The sequence below is a fragment of the Clostridium sp. UBA5119 genome (assembly GCF_002414285.1).
Taxonomy (GTDB): Bacteria; Bacillota; Clostridia; order Clostridiales; family Clostridiaceae; genus Clostridium_J; species Clostridium_J sulfidigenes.
This window is the reverse complement of the sequence record NZ_DHYX01000095.1, coordinates 52,766-69,155: the sequence shown is the minus strand read 5'-3', so window position 1 is coordinate 69,155 and position 16,390 is coordinate 52,766. Positions and strand designations below refer to the sequence as shown.

Annotated in this window: 20 protein-coding genes; 4 read left to right on the top strand and 16 right to left on the bottom strand. The window is 27.9% G+C overall.

Annotated features, from left to right (window positions below; translation table 11 throughout):
* The 3 genes from B2671_RS14805 to B2671_RS14795 all read right to left on the bottom strand — a co-directional run.
* Positions 1-1,324: aminopeptidase (locus B2671_RS14805; RefSeq protein WP_414632642.1), on the bottom strand; the 1,324-nt coding region annotated here is incomplete at its 3' end.
* Positions 1,325-1,529: 205 nt separating this feature from the next.
* Positions 1,530-2,441: an HPr(Ser) kinase/phosphatase gene (gene hprK, locus B2671_RS14800; RefSeq protein WP_346871089.1), complete on the bottom strand. Its 912-nt coding sequence runs from the start codon at positions 2,439-2,441 to the stop codon at positions 1,530-1,532.
* A gap of 62 nt (positions 2,442-2,503) precedes the next feature.
* A complete protein-coding gene (locus B2671_RS14795) occupies positions 2,504-2,704 on the bottom strand; it encodes a DUF896 domain-containing protein (RefSeq protein ID WP_346871096.1) in 201 nt (66 codons plus the stop codon).
* A gap of 345 nt (positions 2,705-3,049) precedes the next feature.
* Between B2671_RS14795 and B2671_RS14790 the strand changes: the two genes are divergently transcribed.
* On the top strand, positions 3,050-3,244 hold the full coding sequence (locus tag B2671_RS14790) for an aspartyl-phosphate phosphatase Spo0E family protein (RefSeq protein ID WP_346871088.1): 195 nt from the start codon (positions 3,050-3,052) through the stop codon (positions 3,242-3,244).
* On the opposite strand, the gene B2671_RS14785 is transcribed toward B2671_RS14790, so the two are convergent.
* The 5 genes from B2671_RS14785 to B2671_RS14765 all read right to left on the bottom strand — a co-directional run bounded on the left by B2671_RS14785 (position 3,241) and on the right by B2671_RS14765 (position 7,526).
* Positions 3,241-3,807, bottom strand: a complete 567-nt coding sequence (locus B2671_RS14785; protein WP_346871087.1) for a flavodoxin family protein — start codon at positions 3,805-3,807, stop codon at positions 3,241-3,243. The two genes, B2671_RS14790 and B2671_RS14785, sit on opposite strands and share 4 nt — an antisense overlap.
* 6 nt (positions 3,808-3,813) lie before the next feature.
* Entirely contained in the window at positions 3,814-4,206 is a 393-nt protein-coding gene (locus B2671_RS14780) for a hypothetical protein (protein ID WP_346871086.1), read from the bottom strand.
* A gap of 358 nt (positions 4,207-4,564) precedes the next feature.
* Positions 4,565-5,044, bottom strand: coding sequence for a peptide deformylase (gene def / locus B2671_RS14775; RefSeq protein ID WP_346871085.1), 480 nt, complete (start codon positions 5,042-5,044; stop codon positions 4,565-4,567).
* Positions 5,045-5,136: 92 nt separating this feature from the next.
* The gene (locus B2671_RS14770; RefSeq protein WP_346871084.1) at positions 5,137-5,478 is read right to left on the bottom strand and encodes a hypothetical protein; all 342 of its coding nucleotides are present in this window, start codon (positions 5,476-5,478) and stop codon (positions 5,137-5,139) included.
* 44 nt (positions 5,479-5,522) lie between these two features.
* Positions 5,523-7,526 (bottom strand): S9 family peptidase, encoded by a 2,004-nt coding sequence (locus tag B2671_RS14765; protein WP_346871083.1) that lies wholly within the window; start codon positions 7,524-7,526, stop codon positions 5,523-5,525.
* Positions 7,527-7,847: 321 nt separating this feature from the next.
* Here B2671_RS14765 and B2671_RS17625 point away from each other — a divergent pair, with 321 nt between their 5' ends.
* A complete protein-coding gene (locus B2671_RS17625; protein ID WP_414632641.1) occupies positions 7,848-8,414 on the top strand; it encodes a metal-dependent hydrolase in 567 nt (188 codons plus the stop codon).
* A 78-nt stretch (positions 8,415-8,492) separates the two neighbouring features.
* On the opposite strand, the gene B2671_RS14760 is transcribed toward B2671_RS17625, so the two are convergent.
* Positions 8,493-9,416: a DMT family transporter gene (locus tag B2671_RS14760; protein WP_346871082.1), complete on the bottom strand. Its 924-nt coding sequence runs from the start codon at positions 9,414-9,416 to the stop codon at positions 8,493-8,495.
* A 247-nt stretch (positions 9,417-9,663) separates the two neighbouring features.
* On the opposite strand from B2671_RS14760, the gene B2671_RS14755 reads away from it, so the two are divergent.
* Positions 9,664-9,927, top strand: coding sequence for an ATP cone domain-containing protein (locus B2671_RS14755; protein ID WP_346867374.1), 264 nt, complete (start codon positions 9,664-9,666; stop codon positions 9,925-9,927).
* A 59-nt stretch (positions 9,928-9,986) separates the two neighbouring features.
* On the opposite strand, the gene B2671_RS14750 is transcribed toward B2671_RS14755, so the two are convergent.
* The 7 genes from B2671_RS14750 to B2671_RS14720 form a co-directional block, all read right to left on the bottom strand.
* The gene (locus tag B2671_RS14750) at positions 9,987-10,511 is read right to left on the bottom strand and encodes a biotin transporter BioY (RefSeq protein ID WP_346871081.1); all 525 of its coding nucleotides are present in this window, start codon (positions 10,509-10,511) and stop codon (positions 9,987-9,989) included.
* 266 nt (positions 10,512-10,777) lie between these two features.
* On the bottom strand, positions 10,778-11,317 hold the full coding sequence (locus B2671_RS14745; protein ID WP_035134925.1) for a DUF402 domain-containing protein: 540 nt from the start codon (positions 11,315-11,317) through the stop codon (positions 10,778-10,780).
* A 36-nt stretch (positions 11,318-11,353) separates the two neighbouring features.
* Complete coding sequence (locus B2671_RS14740; RefSeq protein ID WP_346871080.1) at positions 11,354-11,893, bottom strand: 2'-5' RNA ligase family protein; 540 nt, start codon at positions 11,891-11,893, stop codon at positions 11,354-11,356.
* A 160-nt stretch (positions 11,894-12,053) separates the two neighbouring features.
* On the bottom strand, positions 12,054-12,584 hold the full coding sequence (locus B2671_RS14735; RefSeq protein ID WP_346871079.1) for a 2'-5' RNA ligase family protein: 531 nt from the start codon (positions 12,582-12,584) through the stop codon (positions 12,054-12,056).
* A 4-nt stretch (positions 12,585-12,588) separates the two neighbouring features.
* Entirely contained in the window at positions 12,589-13,629 is a 1,041-nt protein-coding gene (locus B2671_RS14730; RefSeq protein ID WP_346871095.1) for a S66 peptidase family protein, read from the bottom strand.
* Positions 13,630-13,712: 83 nt separating this feature from the next.
* The gene (locus tag B2671_RS14725; protein WP_346871078.1) at positions 13,713-14,189 is read right to left on the bottom strand and encodes an NUDIX hydrolase; all 477 of its coding nucleotides are present in this window, start codon (positions 14,187-14,189) and stop codon (positions 13,713-13,715) included.
* A 330-nt stretch (positions 14,190-14,519) separates the two neighbouring features.
* Positions 14,520-15,386 carry a CAP domain-containing protein gene (locus tag B2671_RS14720; RefSeq protein ID WP_346871077.1) on the bottom strand — a complete coding sequence of 289 codons (867 nt, stop codon included), beginning with the start codon at positions 15,384-15,386 and terminating at the stop codon, positions 14,520-14,522.
* A 369-nt stretch (positions 15,387-15,755) separates the two neighbouring features.
* On the opposite strand from B2671_RS14720, the gene B2671_RS14715 reads away from it, so the two are divergent.
* Positions 15,756-16,367, top strand: coding sequence for a histidine phosphatase family protein (locus tag B2671_RS14715; RefSeq protein ID WP_346871076.1), 612 nt, complete (start codon positions 15,756-15,758; stop codon positions 16,365-16,367).
* Positions 16,368-16,390 lie beyond the last annotated feature (23 nt).

Sequence of the window (16,390 nt, the reverse complement as noted above, 5' to 3'; positions counted from 1 at the left end):
TGTTGTGTAGTTCTACACCTGAATCTATAACTTCCATTCCATATTCAGCAAGAATGTATGCTATAGTACCACCGCCACCTTGGTCAACTTTTCCAAGTTCTGATGTTTGCCAATAAACATTATGCTTATCCATTACTCTTCTTAATTGAGCAATAAATTCTGGATTTGCATCATTACATCCGCCTTTTCCTCTTGCTCCAGTATATTTATTAAATACCACACCTTTACCGAAGAATGCGTTATTTTGCTTTTCACTTACTGATGGATAATTTGGATCAAAAGCTGCACTTACGTCTGAAGAAAGCATTTTAGAATTTGCAAGGGCTCTTCTAACTTTAAGTTCACTATAATCTTCAACAAGATTTACAAGTTCTGCTACAGTGTTTTCAAAGAATCTTGACTGCATTCCTGTTGCACCTTGACTTCCAACCTCTTCTTTATCTACAAGTAATGTGATACAAGTTTTATCTGTACTCTTAATTTTCATCATTGCTTCAAAAGAAGTATATGCACATATTCTATCGTCATGACCATAGGCCATAACCATTGAACTATCTAAACCATAACTTCTAGCTCTTCCTGCTGGAACAACCTCTAGCTCTGCTGATACAAAGTCTTCCTCTGTAATTCCGTATTTTTCATTAAGAAGTCTTAATATGTTAAGTTTAACTCTATTTTTAGCTTCTTTATCTTCTACTGGTATAGAACCAACGCATACATTTAGACTTTCTCCTTCAATTCCTTTAGCTAATGTCTTAGCCATTTGATCTGAAGATAAGTGAACTAATAAATCTGATATTCCTACTACTGGTTCCCTATCATCTTCACCTATAACTATGTTTACTACACTTCCATCTTTTTTAATCACAACACCATGAATAGCTAGAGGTATAGTAACCCACTGATATTTTTTAATTCCTCCATAGTAATGAGTTTTAAGCATTGCAAAATCTGAATCTTCATATAATGGATTTTGCTTTAGATCAAGTCTTGGTGAGTCAACATGTGCTCCTAATATTTTAAACCCTTTTTCTATAGGCTCTGTTCCAATTAAGAATAATGCAAGAGTTTTTCCCATACAATTAGCATAAACTTTATCTCCAGCTTTAAGCTTTCTTCCTTCAGCTATGCACTGATTTATATCTAAATATCCGTCTTTTTCTGCCATTTCTATGAATTCAGTAACACATTCTCTTTCAGTTTTACACTTTGACATAAAATCTATATATCTATCTGATAATTCGAATGCCTTATCAAGGTCTTCCTTTCCGTATTTATCCCAGACCAATTCATATTTCTTTTCTAATTTTTTTAAATCTTCCACTAAAATCCCTCCCAATAAAATCATAGTCATATAATTATACTTTTATATTAACTCAACTCAAATTGATTTACAATTGAAATTTTTGAAAATTTCAAATGTATATTATATTTAAATTTATTATAGTAACCTTTATAAATAAGTGCCTAATACAACTTAAAATTTTTACAAAATTATTCTTTAAATTATATTTTTTGCACTAAAACTCTTAAGGATTCTGACTATCCATAATTCTCTTTTCAATTGTTTCTACCGCAGTACAATTTGATGTGGCATTATATCTAAAATTAGCTGCTGCAGCTTCGATTATAACTGCTATGTTACGCCCTGGCTTTAAAGGTAACACTATTTTCTCTACTTCAACACCTAGTATCTCCATATACTCTTTATCTACTCCAAGTCTTTCATATTTATCATTTACGTCCCAGTTAACTAAAGAAATAACTAAGTTGATATTTTTTTGAGAAACTATACAGCTACTACCATAAATTGCTGATAAATCAATAATCCCCATACCTCTAACTTCAAGCATTCCGGTAGTTATATAAGGACAAGACCCATATAACCTTCCATCTATTTCTTTAATATCTACTGCATCATCAGCTCCAAGCCTATGACCTCTTTTAATTAGCTCCAATGCTGCTTCGCTTTTTCCTATTCCACTTTCTCCTATAATTAATATGCCAATTCCATACACATCTACTAAAACACCATGGAGCCTAGTTTCTGGAGCTAACTCTGAGTCTAAAAAATTACTAACCCTATTAATGAATTTTGTAGTCTTATCAATACTTCTGAGAACAGTAACATTTTTATTTCTTGCTTCTTCTAAAAATTCATCATGTACTTTTAATCCACTTGTAATTATTACTCCAGGTATTGGGAAAGAAAAGTATTTTTTTATTCTGCGTATCCTTACTTCTGGATCAAGACACTTTAGATAACTCCACTCAGTTTTACCTACAACTTGAATTCTCTTATTATCGAAATAATCATAGAAACCAGCAAATTGTAATCCAGGCCTATTTATTTCACTTACTACAATATTAGATTCTAAATCTCCTTCTACTAAAACCTCTAAATTATAGTTGTTAACTAAATCTAAAACTTGTACTCCCATCTTACGCCTCCCCTACCTCATATCTTGCCTTTATAATTATTATTTACTTAAATTCTATTTTACTAATTATAATGTTTTGGGTCTACAGGTTTATATCCACTAATTTGAGCCTTAAAATTTCTTTTAACATTATCTATATATCTTCTTCTTAAAACTTGCTGTCTATTTCTTTCAGCTTCTGTTAAACCAGATTCTTGGCTCTTTTTATATAAAAAGTTTATTTCCTCAATAACTTCTTCTATTTTCATATTATCAATATTTATATATTCTTTATCCATTTTTCCTCCTAATAGTCTAATAAATAATTGTATAGCAATATTACATAAATATTACTATAATGTTAATTATAGTAAATATTATATAATTTTTTTTAATTATTTTAAACTCATGTTTATTGCATGTCGCAAAATGTATTATTATATTTACTTCGGGATCCCAGAAATGGCTTTAAGTCATCTTCATATATTTACTTATAAGTTTTTTATGATACATTTATCGCTTTTATGGTGATTTTTGTAAAACTTAATATGAATTTGACTATTAATAATCATTAACATTATGTTATATCTCTGTTAAAATAAAAATATAAAGTTTAAGGATGTGATGGTATGTTATTAAAATTTAAATTCCTAAATCAAAAAATTAAATCTTTTAAATTACTACTACATGTACTGCTTAGATTTAAGAGACCTACAGATAATATTGTTGTAATATGCTCTCAACATTTAGATGAATATATTGTAGAATATCAAAAGATGAGTCATAATTCTAATAATGATAAAACACATAAGAAATTAGCCTAATGCACTTCCACATTTATCATGTTTTTACATTTTAAAATATCATCATAATGTTTATTAATATAATCATAATTTTTGTCTGTATTGTCTATATACAGTTTAAATGAAATATCACAGTTAAGGGTATTAAAAAAATATTTACCTATAGTTTCCATAGGGTTAAACATATTATTCCAGGAACTGCCCCCATTAAATATAAATATACCCTGTTTTCGCTCTTTTATATTTTGTTTAAAAATAAACTTTTTACTCCAGATTACTTGACACCTATCTATCAATGATTTTAATGGTGATGGAAACATACCAAAATACATAGGAGATGCTAAAATGATTATATCACATTCTTGTATATATTTATAAATATCCGTCATAGAATCTTTAATTGAGCACTCCCCTAAAACTTTACTACAATATTTGCAATCAATACATGGATTAATATTAATATCATAGCAATTAATATACTTTATTTCCACTTTGGGATTAATACCTTCCAAAATTGAATCTACTATTTTATTTGTGTGACCTTCTTTATTGGGAGAACCATTTATTATAATTATTTTTTTCATAATTAACTATAACTCCATAATTAATTCATCAATATCTACAGGTAAAACTTCTCTATAAAATGCAACTAAAAAATTCATTGAATCATAATCATCTTCAGAAAGCTCATAAGACAACATTTCATAATCTAAATCATATTCCTCTGAAATTTCATCTACTATATCATTAATATTATCTATTGCAGTATCATTTAAATAAGGTAGAAAGTACTCTTCATACCATTGTTCTCCTTCTCTTTTTTCATCACAATCTTCATTTGCAAATTCTCTAGCTCCTTCAATTTCTAACTCGTCAAATTCGTAAGAAAATTTAATTATGAAGCAATGATCATGCTTTTTTACTTCTGTAATATTTTCTAAAGCATTATCTTCTAAAATCTCTATAATTTGTTGTTTATTCATAATATAGTACTCCTTTATTTTTATTTATTATATTTTTACTACATTTACTTAATTTCTGCATTTATAAGTATCTATATGCAAGATTTCTTTAATTCACTAAATTTATTAATTTATATTTGTTTATGTATTTCTTTATACTATATACTTTCACTTATTGTATAATAAAGCTTAAATTTTACCTTTATTATATAATAATCTAAATTTTAGTATAAATCCATATGAAAGTTTTAAAATAGCCTATTTAAAGTTATTTATAATAACTTTAAATTCACAAAATAAATAAGAACTGTTAAAAGGTTATATTTATAAATAACCATTTAACAGTTCCGTCTATTTTGACATTTCCAATAAATAACTTTTATTCTTTACCTTCCACTAACTCATACATTTCATCAGCTTTTTCAATATAAAGAATTCCTTCTAAATGATCCATCTCATGACAAAAAACTCTTGCCATAAAATCTTCTACTTCATATTTTATAAGTTTACCATTTTCATTTAAAGCTTCAACTAACATCTTTGTAGGTCTTTCAACCAATCCTTCATATCCAACATAACTAAGACACCCCTCATAATCTCTAGCTGTTTCTTTAGATACTTTAATAGCTTTAGGGTTAATTAGTATTAAAGGCGAAGAATTATCAGGCGTTAAGTCAATTAATATAACTCTTTTGTTTATAGCAATTTGTGGAGCTGCAAGTCCAATACCTTCAACCGTTGATAATGTATCCTTTAAATCTTTAATTAATTCTCTTATTTCTTCATTTATCTCAACTACAGTATCACTAACCCTTTTTAAATGTTCATCTCCATATTGAACTATCTTCTTTACTGCCATCTTAAGTTACCCCTTTCATATTCTTTCATAAGTATATTAAAACATATTTTTATATATTTTTCATCCTATGTTTTTAGTGTTTTACTAAAATACTAAGAAAAATAACCTACATAATAGCATAATAAAATTATCAAAGAAATACATCCCCTTAGTATATGATGTTTTAAATTCAGCTTATTAAATAATTTATATCCATGAATTATTGCAGCTACATGTATTGATATCAATCCTAACAAAAGTATATATAACATATTACTTCCACTCTTAAACTGTGTAATAGAAGCAAGTAAAATAGCTATGCTTCCTGTAATCATCAATAGATTAGGGAAAATACTTTCTCTGCTTTCTTTGATGGCCATAGCACAAGCAAACATAGATAATCCACCATAGATTATTATTAAAATCAAGGAAATAAGTTTAAAAGTCATAGCCATATTACTCCTCCTATTCTGAATTTTTTCATTTATAATTCATTCAATTATTTTAAATGTTCTTCAAACCAATTTGTTATTTCTGTAATTCTTCTTATTCTATGCTTCGGTTTTCCACTTCTACTAAGCTCATGGTTTTCTCCTCTAAACATGCAAAGTCTAGCTTCAACTCCATGATATTTTAAAGCTGTGAACATCTGTATACCTTCAGCTAACCAACATCTATAGTCTTCTTCTGAATGTATAAATAAAGTTGGTGTCTTAACTTTATCTGCATATTTAAGCGGTGAATGATACCACAGTTTATCCACATTACTCCATGGAGTTCCACCGTTTTGATCATCTACAAAATAGAACCCTATATCTGTAGTGCAAAACTTAGAAATCCAGTTAGATATACTTCTTTGAGATACTGCAGCTTTAAATCTATCAGTGTGACCAATTATCCAATTAGTCATAAATCCACCATAAGATCCACCAGTTACCCCTACATTGTTTACATCAATATTTTTATACTTCTCTAGTACTATATCTGTAAAAGTCATTATATCATGGTAATCAATAGTTCCATATTTACCTCTAATGTCTGCATAAGCTCTCCCATGACCATCACTACCCCTTGGATTACAAAAGAATACAAAGTATCCCATATTAGCCCAAAGTTGCATCTCATGATAGAAAACTTCACCATATATAGTTTTAGGTCCACCATGAATATCTAAAATAGCAGGATATTTTTTATTTTCTTCAAAGTCTACAGGTTTTAATACCCATCCTTCTATTACAACACCTGGTTCTGTTTGAACCTCAACTCTTTCTGGTTTCGAGATTTTTAATTCATCATGAATCCACTGATTAAATTTTGAAATTTCATACTCTCTACCATCTTTTAATGAATATATTTCTTGTAATTTTTGATTTCTAAGGCCTATAAATAATATATTACCATTCTTAACATCAAAACAATCTACAGACCCTGTATTAAAACTTATTTTTTCTACATTTCCATCTATATTGATTCTATTTATATAAGAACTATCTATTTCTGTAGTTATAAAATATAAGTATTTACTATCTCTTACAATAGATTTTCCTCCTCCATATCTACAATCTGAACCTACAGAATTCCATGTACTTTTATCAAAATCTGGAGTTAATAAGGTTTTAATCTTAGTATTTATATCTATTAGATAGAATTTACCATCTTCATTAATTCCATATTCTTTCATATCACTTCCAAGTACTATTAATTTATCTTCATCCATGAAATTTACATAGCTATAAGAAAATTTTTCTTCTCCGTTAATTAAAGAAAGCTTATCTAATTTAATATTATAAATATATAGCTCATCATTAATTGCTGCCTTATCTTTATAGGAGCTTGCAGCAAATACTGCCTTACTTTTATCTTCACTTAATTCTAATGACATAACCGAAGTATACTCATCAGTTATTAAATTTATCTCCTCTGTACTTACTACATATTTATATAATCCACTTCTCTTTTTATTAGTGAATCCACCACCATTGCTCCAAAATGGAATCTCATCTAAAACTTCATAGTCCTTCTCTTCTTTTCTACACTTTAATTCCTCAGCTTTTTCAGCATCAGAAAGTCCAATTGAACTTTTTCCCCCTACTTTATGAATCCCCGTGAATAGGAATGTATCTTCATCCACCTCAACTATAGTATCAACTAACATAGGAATTTTAAAAGCCTTAACAGCTTCTCCACCACGGATATTTAACTTGTAGAATTGAGTAAATTCATCACCATCTTCAAGTTTCTTTTTATCCTTACTATCTCTTACTCCTTGAAATAATATAGTCTCATTATCTTGGAGCCATATATAACTTCTTTCTTTATTAAAAGCAGTCAATTGATGATACTTATTCAAAGTTAAATCATAAAGCCACAAATTAGAATCATATGTGTTATCCTCTAAATTACAATTAGATACTACAAAACAAGCAGTATCTCCCTTTGGTGAAAAGTTTAGAGATGATAAAAAATTATATTTTGTAAAATCTTCTAGTTGAATGTTTTTCATGACGCTCCCCCCCAATTATATATTGAAACAATTATACCATATTTTAACTTCATTGTAATTATTATAATATGCCTTATTAACATACTTCACTATTTTTTTCTTAAACTAAACTAATTAATTATTGTACAGCTTTACTCCTTTCAGAACAATAAAACAAACATCTTTTTTAAATTTCACTTACTTGATTTATATAGAGTTCCATTATCAAAATTTTATCATACATATCACAAAAACATATGTACGTAATCCTATAATTAATATATAATGTATTTAACTACTGAGCAGATATTATAGCTTTAATAATTAGTAGTAAAACAAAAGATGACAGGTGAAAAAATGACAAAACAAACGCATGAATCTGGTGGATTTTTAATTGGAGTTATAACTATTTACCCAATGATCCTAAAGAACTTAAACAATTACTTATTAATTTATCAGTTATTATTGATGATTTTATATTTTCGCGCAGTAAATATTGGAGCACTCTTTCCTGATATAGATCTTAAAAGTTCTTATATAAGCAAAAGATATCCGTTAATTTCAAAATCCTTAGGTAAAAAATTTAAACACAGAGGTTTTACTCATAGTTTATTGTGTTTAATAGTATTATATATAGTTTATATTTTTTTTATTTACATAAGCAACTGGAATGTTGTAATAGAAATATTATGCTATGGCTTTTGGTTTGGGTATGCATCACATATATTTCTAGATTTATTTACTCACCAAGGGGTAGAATTATTATTTCCACTAAAAATTAACATTAATTTCTTTAATCTTAAAACTAATTCAATAGGTGAAAAAATCTTTAATAAAGTATTAAAGATTTTATATTTACTACCATTATCATATTATATTTATAAAATTTATATTTATTTTCTACTATAACCTAATATGAATAAAGCTTGTATTATAATCTACTACATTCATAATTGCAGTAGCTATAGTACAAGCTTTAATATAATATTAAATATTTTCTGCCATATCTTTTGACCCTTTTTCTGAAGGCTTTAGTTGAGAAATTATTATAGCTATAAATATAAGTATACATCCAACTAAGCCTCTAGCACCAATTCTTTCTCCTAAGAACATAGCACCTCCTAATGCACCAAATACAGATTCCATGCTAAGAAGTATAGCTGCATGTGACGGTTTTGCATTTTTTTGTGCTACTACTTGAAGAGTATAGGCAACTCCTACAGATAAAAGGCCACCATATAATATTGATACCATAGCTCCAGAAATCCCTACCATATTAATATCTTCAAATATAATAGCCATTACTAAACTTAAAATTGAACATGTAGCAAATTGTACACTTGATAACTTTAATGGATCTATTTTTTTAGTAAAGTTGTCAATTAATAAAATATGTATAGCCCATCCTACAGATCCTATTAATACTAATAAATCACCATTTGATATAGAAAAATCTTCATTAATGCTTAATAGATATAATCCAATAATTGCTATAACTATTCCTATCCAAGTACTTTTATTAACCTTTTGCTTTAAAAATAATCCTAATATAGGAACTATAACCATATAGAGTCCAGTAATGAAACCAGCCTTTCCGGCAGTTGTACCCATAACTCCCATTTGCTGAAGACTTGTTGCTATAAACAAGGCACAACCCGCAATTATCCCAGCTTTAACTGTAAGCTTTAAAGAATCTTTATCATTATTTTTGGTTTCCTCATTTTCTCCCTTTTTCTTATTTAAAAATAAAATTAACGGTATTAATGAAATACTTCCAAGGGCAAACCTAATACCATTATATGTAAAAGCCCCTACATGTTCTGCTCCTACCTTTTGAGCTACAAATGCTAACCCCCATATTGCAGCTGTAAGTAGAAGTAAAATATTTGCTTTTAGTTGAGTCTTAGTCATAATAATCCCCTTTCAATTTAAACCTTATTCATTATGAAAAAATTATTTTCTCATAATGAATAATCTATATGTTTTTTAACATATACTTATTAAATTCTACATTTTTTTCATTATTCCTCTTTTAAATAAAATTTTATTAGTACTACAATTTTATTACTTAAATATATGTTATTATTATATATTTAAGTGTATAATTACTATAAATAAACTTATGTGTGAATAATAACTATAGTAAGGAGGCGTTTAAATGAAATTTATAAAGAAGAATGGAAAGGTTGTTTCCTTTGAACCATCAAAAATTAAAACTAGTGTTGAAAATGCTGGCTCTGATGTAGATATTCAACTTAACTCTAAAGAATTAGAACTAATTGTTTCAGATGTAGAGTCAATCTTAATATCTTTATCTAGAGAAATAACTACTGGTTATGAAGTAAGAAGTATTGTAGTAGAAGCATTAATTAAATATGGATATAAAAATATAGCTGAGTCATATATGCTAAACATACTCTAATTCTAAATCAGTTATAAAAAGCACAGTAGTTAAATATCTACTGTGCTTTTATTAATTCTCTATACATATTTTTTTAACTTTTTAACTAAGAATGCTGATAAAATGATTTTTAATATATCTCCAATTAAAAATGGTACTACACACATAAGCAACGCCTCTATTAGTCCACTTTGAGTTATATGCATAAACCATACTGTTCCTACAAAGTAGCATCCTAAGATACCTACTACCATAGCCACTGTATAAGAATATATACTGTTCCCTAACCTTTTAACTATAACTCCAATTATAATTGTAGTTATAATATATCCTACTATATATCCTCCTGTAGGACCAACTAGAATTCCAAGTCCCCCTGTAAAGTTTGCATAAACAGGAACTCCGATAGCTCCAATTATTACATATACCAATTGACTAATTGCACTTATCTTAGTTTCTAATAAGCCTCCTGCAATAAAAACTGATATCATGGCAAGATTTATAGGAACAGGAGTAAATGGCAGTGGTATTGATATTTGTGAGAGAATAGCTGTTAATGCAGCAAAAATAGCGCATAATATAATGTTCTTAGTTGTAATTTTCAATGTTGTACCTCCCATATTAATACTTATTATATTTTATTTCAAATATTTATTCCCTCATATATTAACATATGTGTATATCCATTTCTATAGCTTTTGCGAAAATTGTAATCTTTTTATTAAGATTAGGTTTACAATTTCCTTTGTGGATTTTTTAAATTGTACCTATACTAAAAAATATTACACGAATCCTTATGAAATGTTCAACTTTGTTTGAAACATACTCAGAGGTATCTCATACAAAACATTTCTTATATGTAATATATTTCCTAAGAAATATTTTGTAAATGATTGTAATATTTCTTAGTAAGTTCATATAATTTTTCAAAGTTTTTATTTATCCATACAATAAGTTCCTTAGCCTGTTCTTTTGCATCTCCATATTGTTTTTCTGTTATTTCCTTATTATTTAAAGCCTCCTCTAATTCCTCTTCGTCTAATAGAATTACTTCTCCTGTAGTTAACACTACTATATCCAAAAACAAATCATCATAAAAAGGTATTCCATCCTCAGTAAGTTCATATTTTTCTGAAATGTCAAAATACCATTGAATTATATTGTGTTTTTCATCAATCATAACTGTTAATACATAGTTTTTATTTTCTGGAAAATACTGAATCCAAGAATATTCCTTATCCACAATACAATAATCCACACCCTTAGTTTGTATAATTAAGGGTTCTGTTATCTCTTTCATATGGATACTTGATATATATCCTCTTAACTCTTCATTATCTATGAATTCAATTTTAAACTCTTTCCTTAATACTCTACTCCAATCTGGCTTATTCGCAAATCTTCTCTTCATTATATATCTTCTCCTTATAATGCTTATTAATATAATCTACTCTTGTAAATTAATCTCTATTTCCCTAATAGATCTATCATTTTTAACTACAATTTCTGCAGATATCTTGTCCACCTTAGAAAAAAATTTTTCTTTCACGTTTCCAATTTTTTCATACGCAATATTTAGCTCTTCCTCAGAACTAAATTTGCCAATAGTCATATGAGGTATAAATTCAACCTGATTTAACCACTGTGGCTTATACGCCTTAAGTATTCCATCATATAATCTACTGTGGATTTCTCTTATCTCTTCTTTGCCTTTCTTTACCTCTAAACATAAATATAAACTTAAATCACTGCTAATTTTTATTATTCCTTCAAGTTCCACATTAAAGGGCTTTACACCCTTTAATGCTTCATTCATCCAATTTCTCAATTGGTACTCTTTAATTTTACTTTCAAAAGGAAAGACTAACGTAATATGAGGGCTCACATTATTTACAAAAGGATCATAAGTTTCTCTTATTTCATTAATTATATTTATATTTTGAAACTCTGGAAATATCATTATACATCTTTTTATATCATTACCCATATCTACTCCTATCCAGATATATATTATAAATATATAAAATTTATTCTAGCTTAATTATAAAGATTTATTGTAATTTAAATTTTATATATAACTATATCTATATTAATTTTCTATAATAATTACTGATTTTAAATTATCAATCAGTAGTTATTATATTATTTTACTTTTGGAAAAGATACTCTCTATGTAACACCCAAGTATTAGTCTCCCACCTAAAAATGCATACATTATCAAAATAGCCGTGAAAATTGCATGGATACTTATTTACATAATTCCAAAGATCATAATATATGCTTTTTATTCTTTTTGAACTTATCGTAATATGAAATATTTTATCCTTACCATCTTTATTAGTAAATTCAATATAAGGAATCCTACTCATTTTACTAATTAATTCATTGTGAAGAGCCTTTCCTTCTTCACTCATTATCATATCCATATATATCACTCTATCATCAAAGTGATTATAGCCGTTAATCTCTAAAGGCTCTCTTTTATGAGCTATACAATAATTTTCTATAGATTTCTCTAGTTCTTTAATATCTCCATCATATTCAAAGGGGGCTTTTATAGTAAAATGTGCAGGTAATTTTGAAGACTTAGCCTTAAACTTATTATAAACTTCTTTTCTAAGATTATTATTAAAATCTCCTGCTTCCCCCTTTATAACAGAAACAATAACGTATCTCATTTTATCACTTCCTAACTCCACTTTCTATTATTGAAAAATCCTTCTCTTCACAATCTATTTCAGCCTTTGCTCCATAAGGAATTGTAATCATAGGTGCTGTGTGTCCAAAATTCACATTAAATAGTATTGGTAAATCTTTTAGTTTCAATTCATCTCTTATGACCTTAATAAATGCTTCCTTATACTCATTATAATAAACATTATCATAAGGTTTTCCAAAAACTATTCCATTTATATTTTGTAAAATTCCTTGAGCACCATAGTTTCGTAACCAATATTCCAAATAAGTAGGTTCTGGTTTATCTTCTGATGTTTCCAAAAACAATATTCCATCTTTCCACTTGTCACTACTTGGCCATACTTCAGTTCCTTTTAACATTTCTAATACCTCAATACAACCACCTATTAAATGTCCTTGAACCTTTCCACTTCCTTGCAATAATTCATATCCCATATTTTTATTTACTTTTCTTGAAATAAATTTATTCTCTACTTCCCAAGGTAGATATTCACTTGTCCAAATTTCTGATGGTCTAATATTACCAATAACATCATTAGTAAATAGTGCTCTATTTATATAAAACTTAGTATAGTCAAACATTTTTATATTTTCTGCAAATTCAGAAAGTACCGCAGGTCCATAAAAACTAGAAATTCCAGCCTTCATACATATAAAATGTGTAACTGTACTATCAGAATAACCAATAAAGATTTTGGGATTATTTCTTATTACTTCGTAATCAATATAAGGCAAAATTCTTATGCTTTCATTGCCCCCAATACAAGAAAAAATACCTTTAATCGAAGGATCTTTAAAAGCTTCCATCAAATCCTTTGCCCTTTCTTCTGGATTATTGTATACATATTCTGTACCCTTAAGAGTTGTCTTCATTTCCATAACTTGAAGCCCAAAATCTTCTTGGAGTCTTTTTTTCCCTACTTCATATCTCCAGAGAATATCTTCATCTCCTGCTCCGCCCCAAGATAGACTTATAGTTGCAACTTTATCTCCTTCCATTAACATAATGGGTTTTTTAAGTCCCATGGAGTTTAAATCATTTCTTTTATTGTTTTTATAATTTGATTTTAACATATCTTCAAAGTTTTTTCCCATTTTTTAACTCCCTTCTACCTAATGCTTATAGGTTTATTTAATCTTGCTCTATCATCTAAAGTATATATTCTACTAACTTTATTAAATAAATGAGGCTGTATTAATGGATAAGTAAGATTTTTAGGTTGATTATCGAATAAGCAAATTTCCCCAATTTCTAAGTTAGGAAGTTGACCTAACTCTTTAATATCGGCAAAAAAAAGTGCCCCATAGGATTCATCATATTCATCAGTGTCATTATTCTCCCTTGCAACAGAGTATATATTTACAGGATTAAGTTTAAATTTTATAGCCCCTGTTTCTTCTCTCAATTCTCTATTTGCAGTATCCTTTATACTTTCATCCTCTTCTCTATGTCCTCCTGGAATCTCCCAAGTATCTCTTTCTTTATGCTTTACAAATATCCATTGATTCATATATCTTGCCATTATTACTGCAAATTTCAATTTATAATCATCTATTTCATTAAATTTATAAAAATTAACTTTCATTATTTCACTCCTTATCAATATTAGATTACTCTATAAACAGAGTTCTTAGTATCAATTTATTTGATAATTAGAAGTCGTTGTCCTTTAGGGGAAATCGTTATCCAGGGACGTAACAGCTCTTACTCCCACTTTGAAAAAGATGGNNGCTGGTAGTCATCGGATTAACCTTTATTATATATTACAATAAACTTACAGTATTAACAAATGAATAATAACTTTTAATAAATGTTTTATGTAAAATAAAAGCACTAAAGATATTTTTTATCTTAGTGCTTTTTTAATTTAATCCTTAATTACATATTTACAGTGAAACTTTTAATGCTTGTACTATTATTTATAAAACTCCTGTGTAGCATAGTATCTATTCCCAGCTTTATATACACCAACACCTATACTTGTAAAGTTAGGGGATAGTATGTTTTCTCTATGTCCTTGTGAATTCATCCAATTTATCATAAATTGATTTACAAGTTCATTTATATCAGATACTCCACCTATATAAGCTATATTCTCTCCCCAAGATCTATAAGAAATACCGTCTCTAGCCATTTGTATTGTTATAAGCTCACCCTCTAGATCTTTATGGTCAAAGTAATTTTTATCTCCCATATCCTTTGATTTCATTCTTGCATATTTTTCCATAAGACTACTGTAACTTAAGGTGCTCATACCCGCTCTAGCTCTCTCTTCATTTACTTTTGTAAATATAAGTTGTTCTATTTGCGATGAAAAATCACCTGTAACTGTTGTAGTAGGTGAAGTTGATTTAGATGGGGTATTCACTTTTTCCTGAGATGGTACCGATGACTTTTCAGTATTACTATAAGAATTACCTTCAGTTATTTCTTCTTGATTATTAACTGTAGTATTAGAACTTTCTTTTTCCTCTAAATTACTTCCTTCATCATTATTAACTACATTTTTATCATTTTGTGAATTATCAGCTTGTCCACCACCCCGAGATAACCTAGTATCTTTACTAAGGTTTATTTCTTCATTACTGTTTTTATCTTTTTCATCTACTTCATCAGACAAAGCAATTTCATTTCTCTTGTCCTCTATTGTGTCTTCTTTTTCATCTACACTTTCAATTGTTGAATTATTAATGTACTTAGAATTATTTTGTAAAATTAATCCTACCAGTGCAGTGCCTGCTAATGCTCCACATATAATTAATGTAATAAGTTTTCTCTTCATTAGTATCACTCCTTTTAATTCCCTTATTATTTATTTATAACATAAAATATAGAATTTTTTATTAGTAGAACACTTCCTATGATTCTATAATAATTAATAATTTCATATTATTTACTTATAATAACGTTCCTCTCTTCCATAAATTTTTCTACTAACTATAACAAATGCTATAATTGTTACCCTTTTCCAGGTTAATAAATGAATATAATCTATATATAAATTTTAATTTATTTAAAAATTTATTATTCTTCACCTATGAATAGCCACTTAATTGCAATTATATTTAACTAAAAATTCATATAATTCATTTTATTTATATTATATAATTATTTTATAACCTTAAATTAATTATGAGGGGGAACTATAAATTTGGATATCATTGTAATTAGACATGGTCAATCAGAAGCAGACATATTAAATGTTCATGAAGGAAGAGCAGATTTTCCATTAACAGAGCTTGGAAATAAGCAAGGTTTAGCTATGTCAAATTTTTTATCAATTAATTATAATATTGATAAAATTTATTCCAGTCCGTTAAAACGTGCTAGTGAAACTGCTAAAATATTATCTAATGCTACTAACATTCCCATTATATATGAAAATGGACTTATGGAATTTAATAATGGACTATTAGCAGGGTTATCTAGAGAAGAGGCAAATGAACGCTATCCTGAACCTGCTATAAGATGGCCTCACACATCTATGTATGAAATGGAAAGTATGATAGAATTCAGAGCTAGGGCTGAATCCATATTATCAAAGATAGTTAGCGAAAACTCCTCTGATTCTACTATAGCCATTGTTGCTCATGGTGGCATTATAAATATGCTTTTTAGAAGTTTTCTTGAGCTTCCTATAAATTCACAACTTTTTATATCTACAGGTGATACTGGAATACACCACTGGCAGATAACTAGCTGTTGTCATAGAATAATTTATACAAATAAATTATCTCATTTAGATACCTTATATAGTAAATAATCTATTAATATAAGTTATGAAAG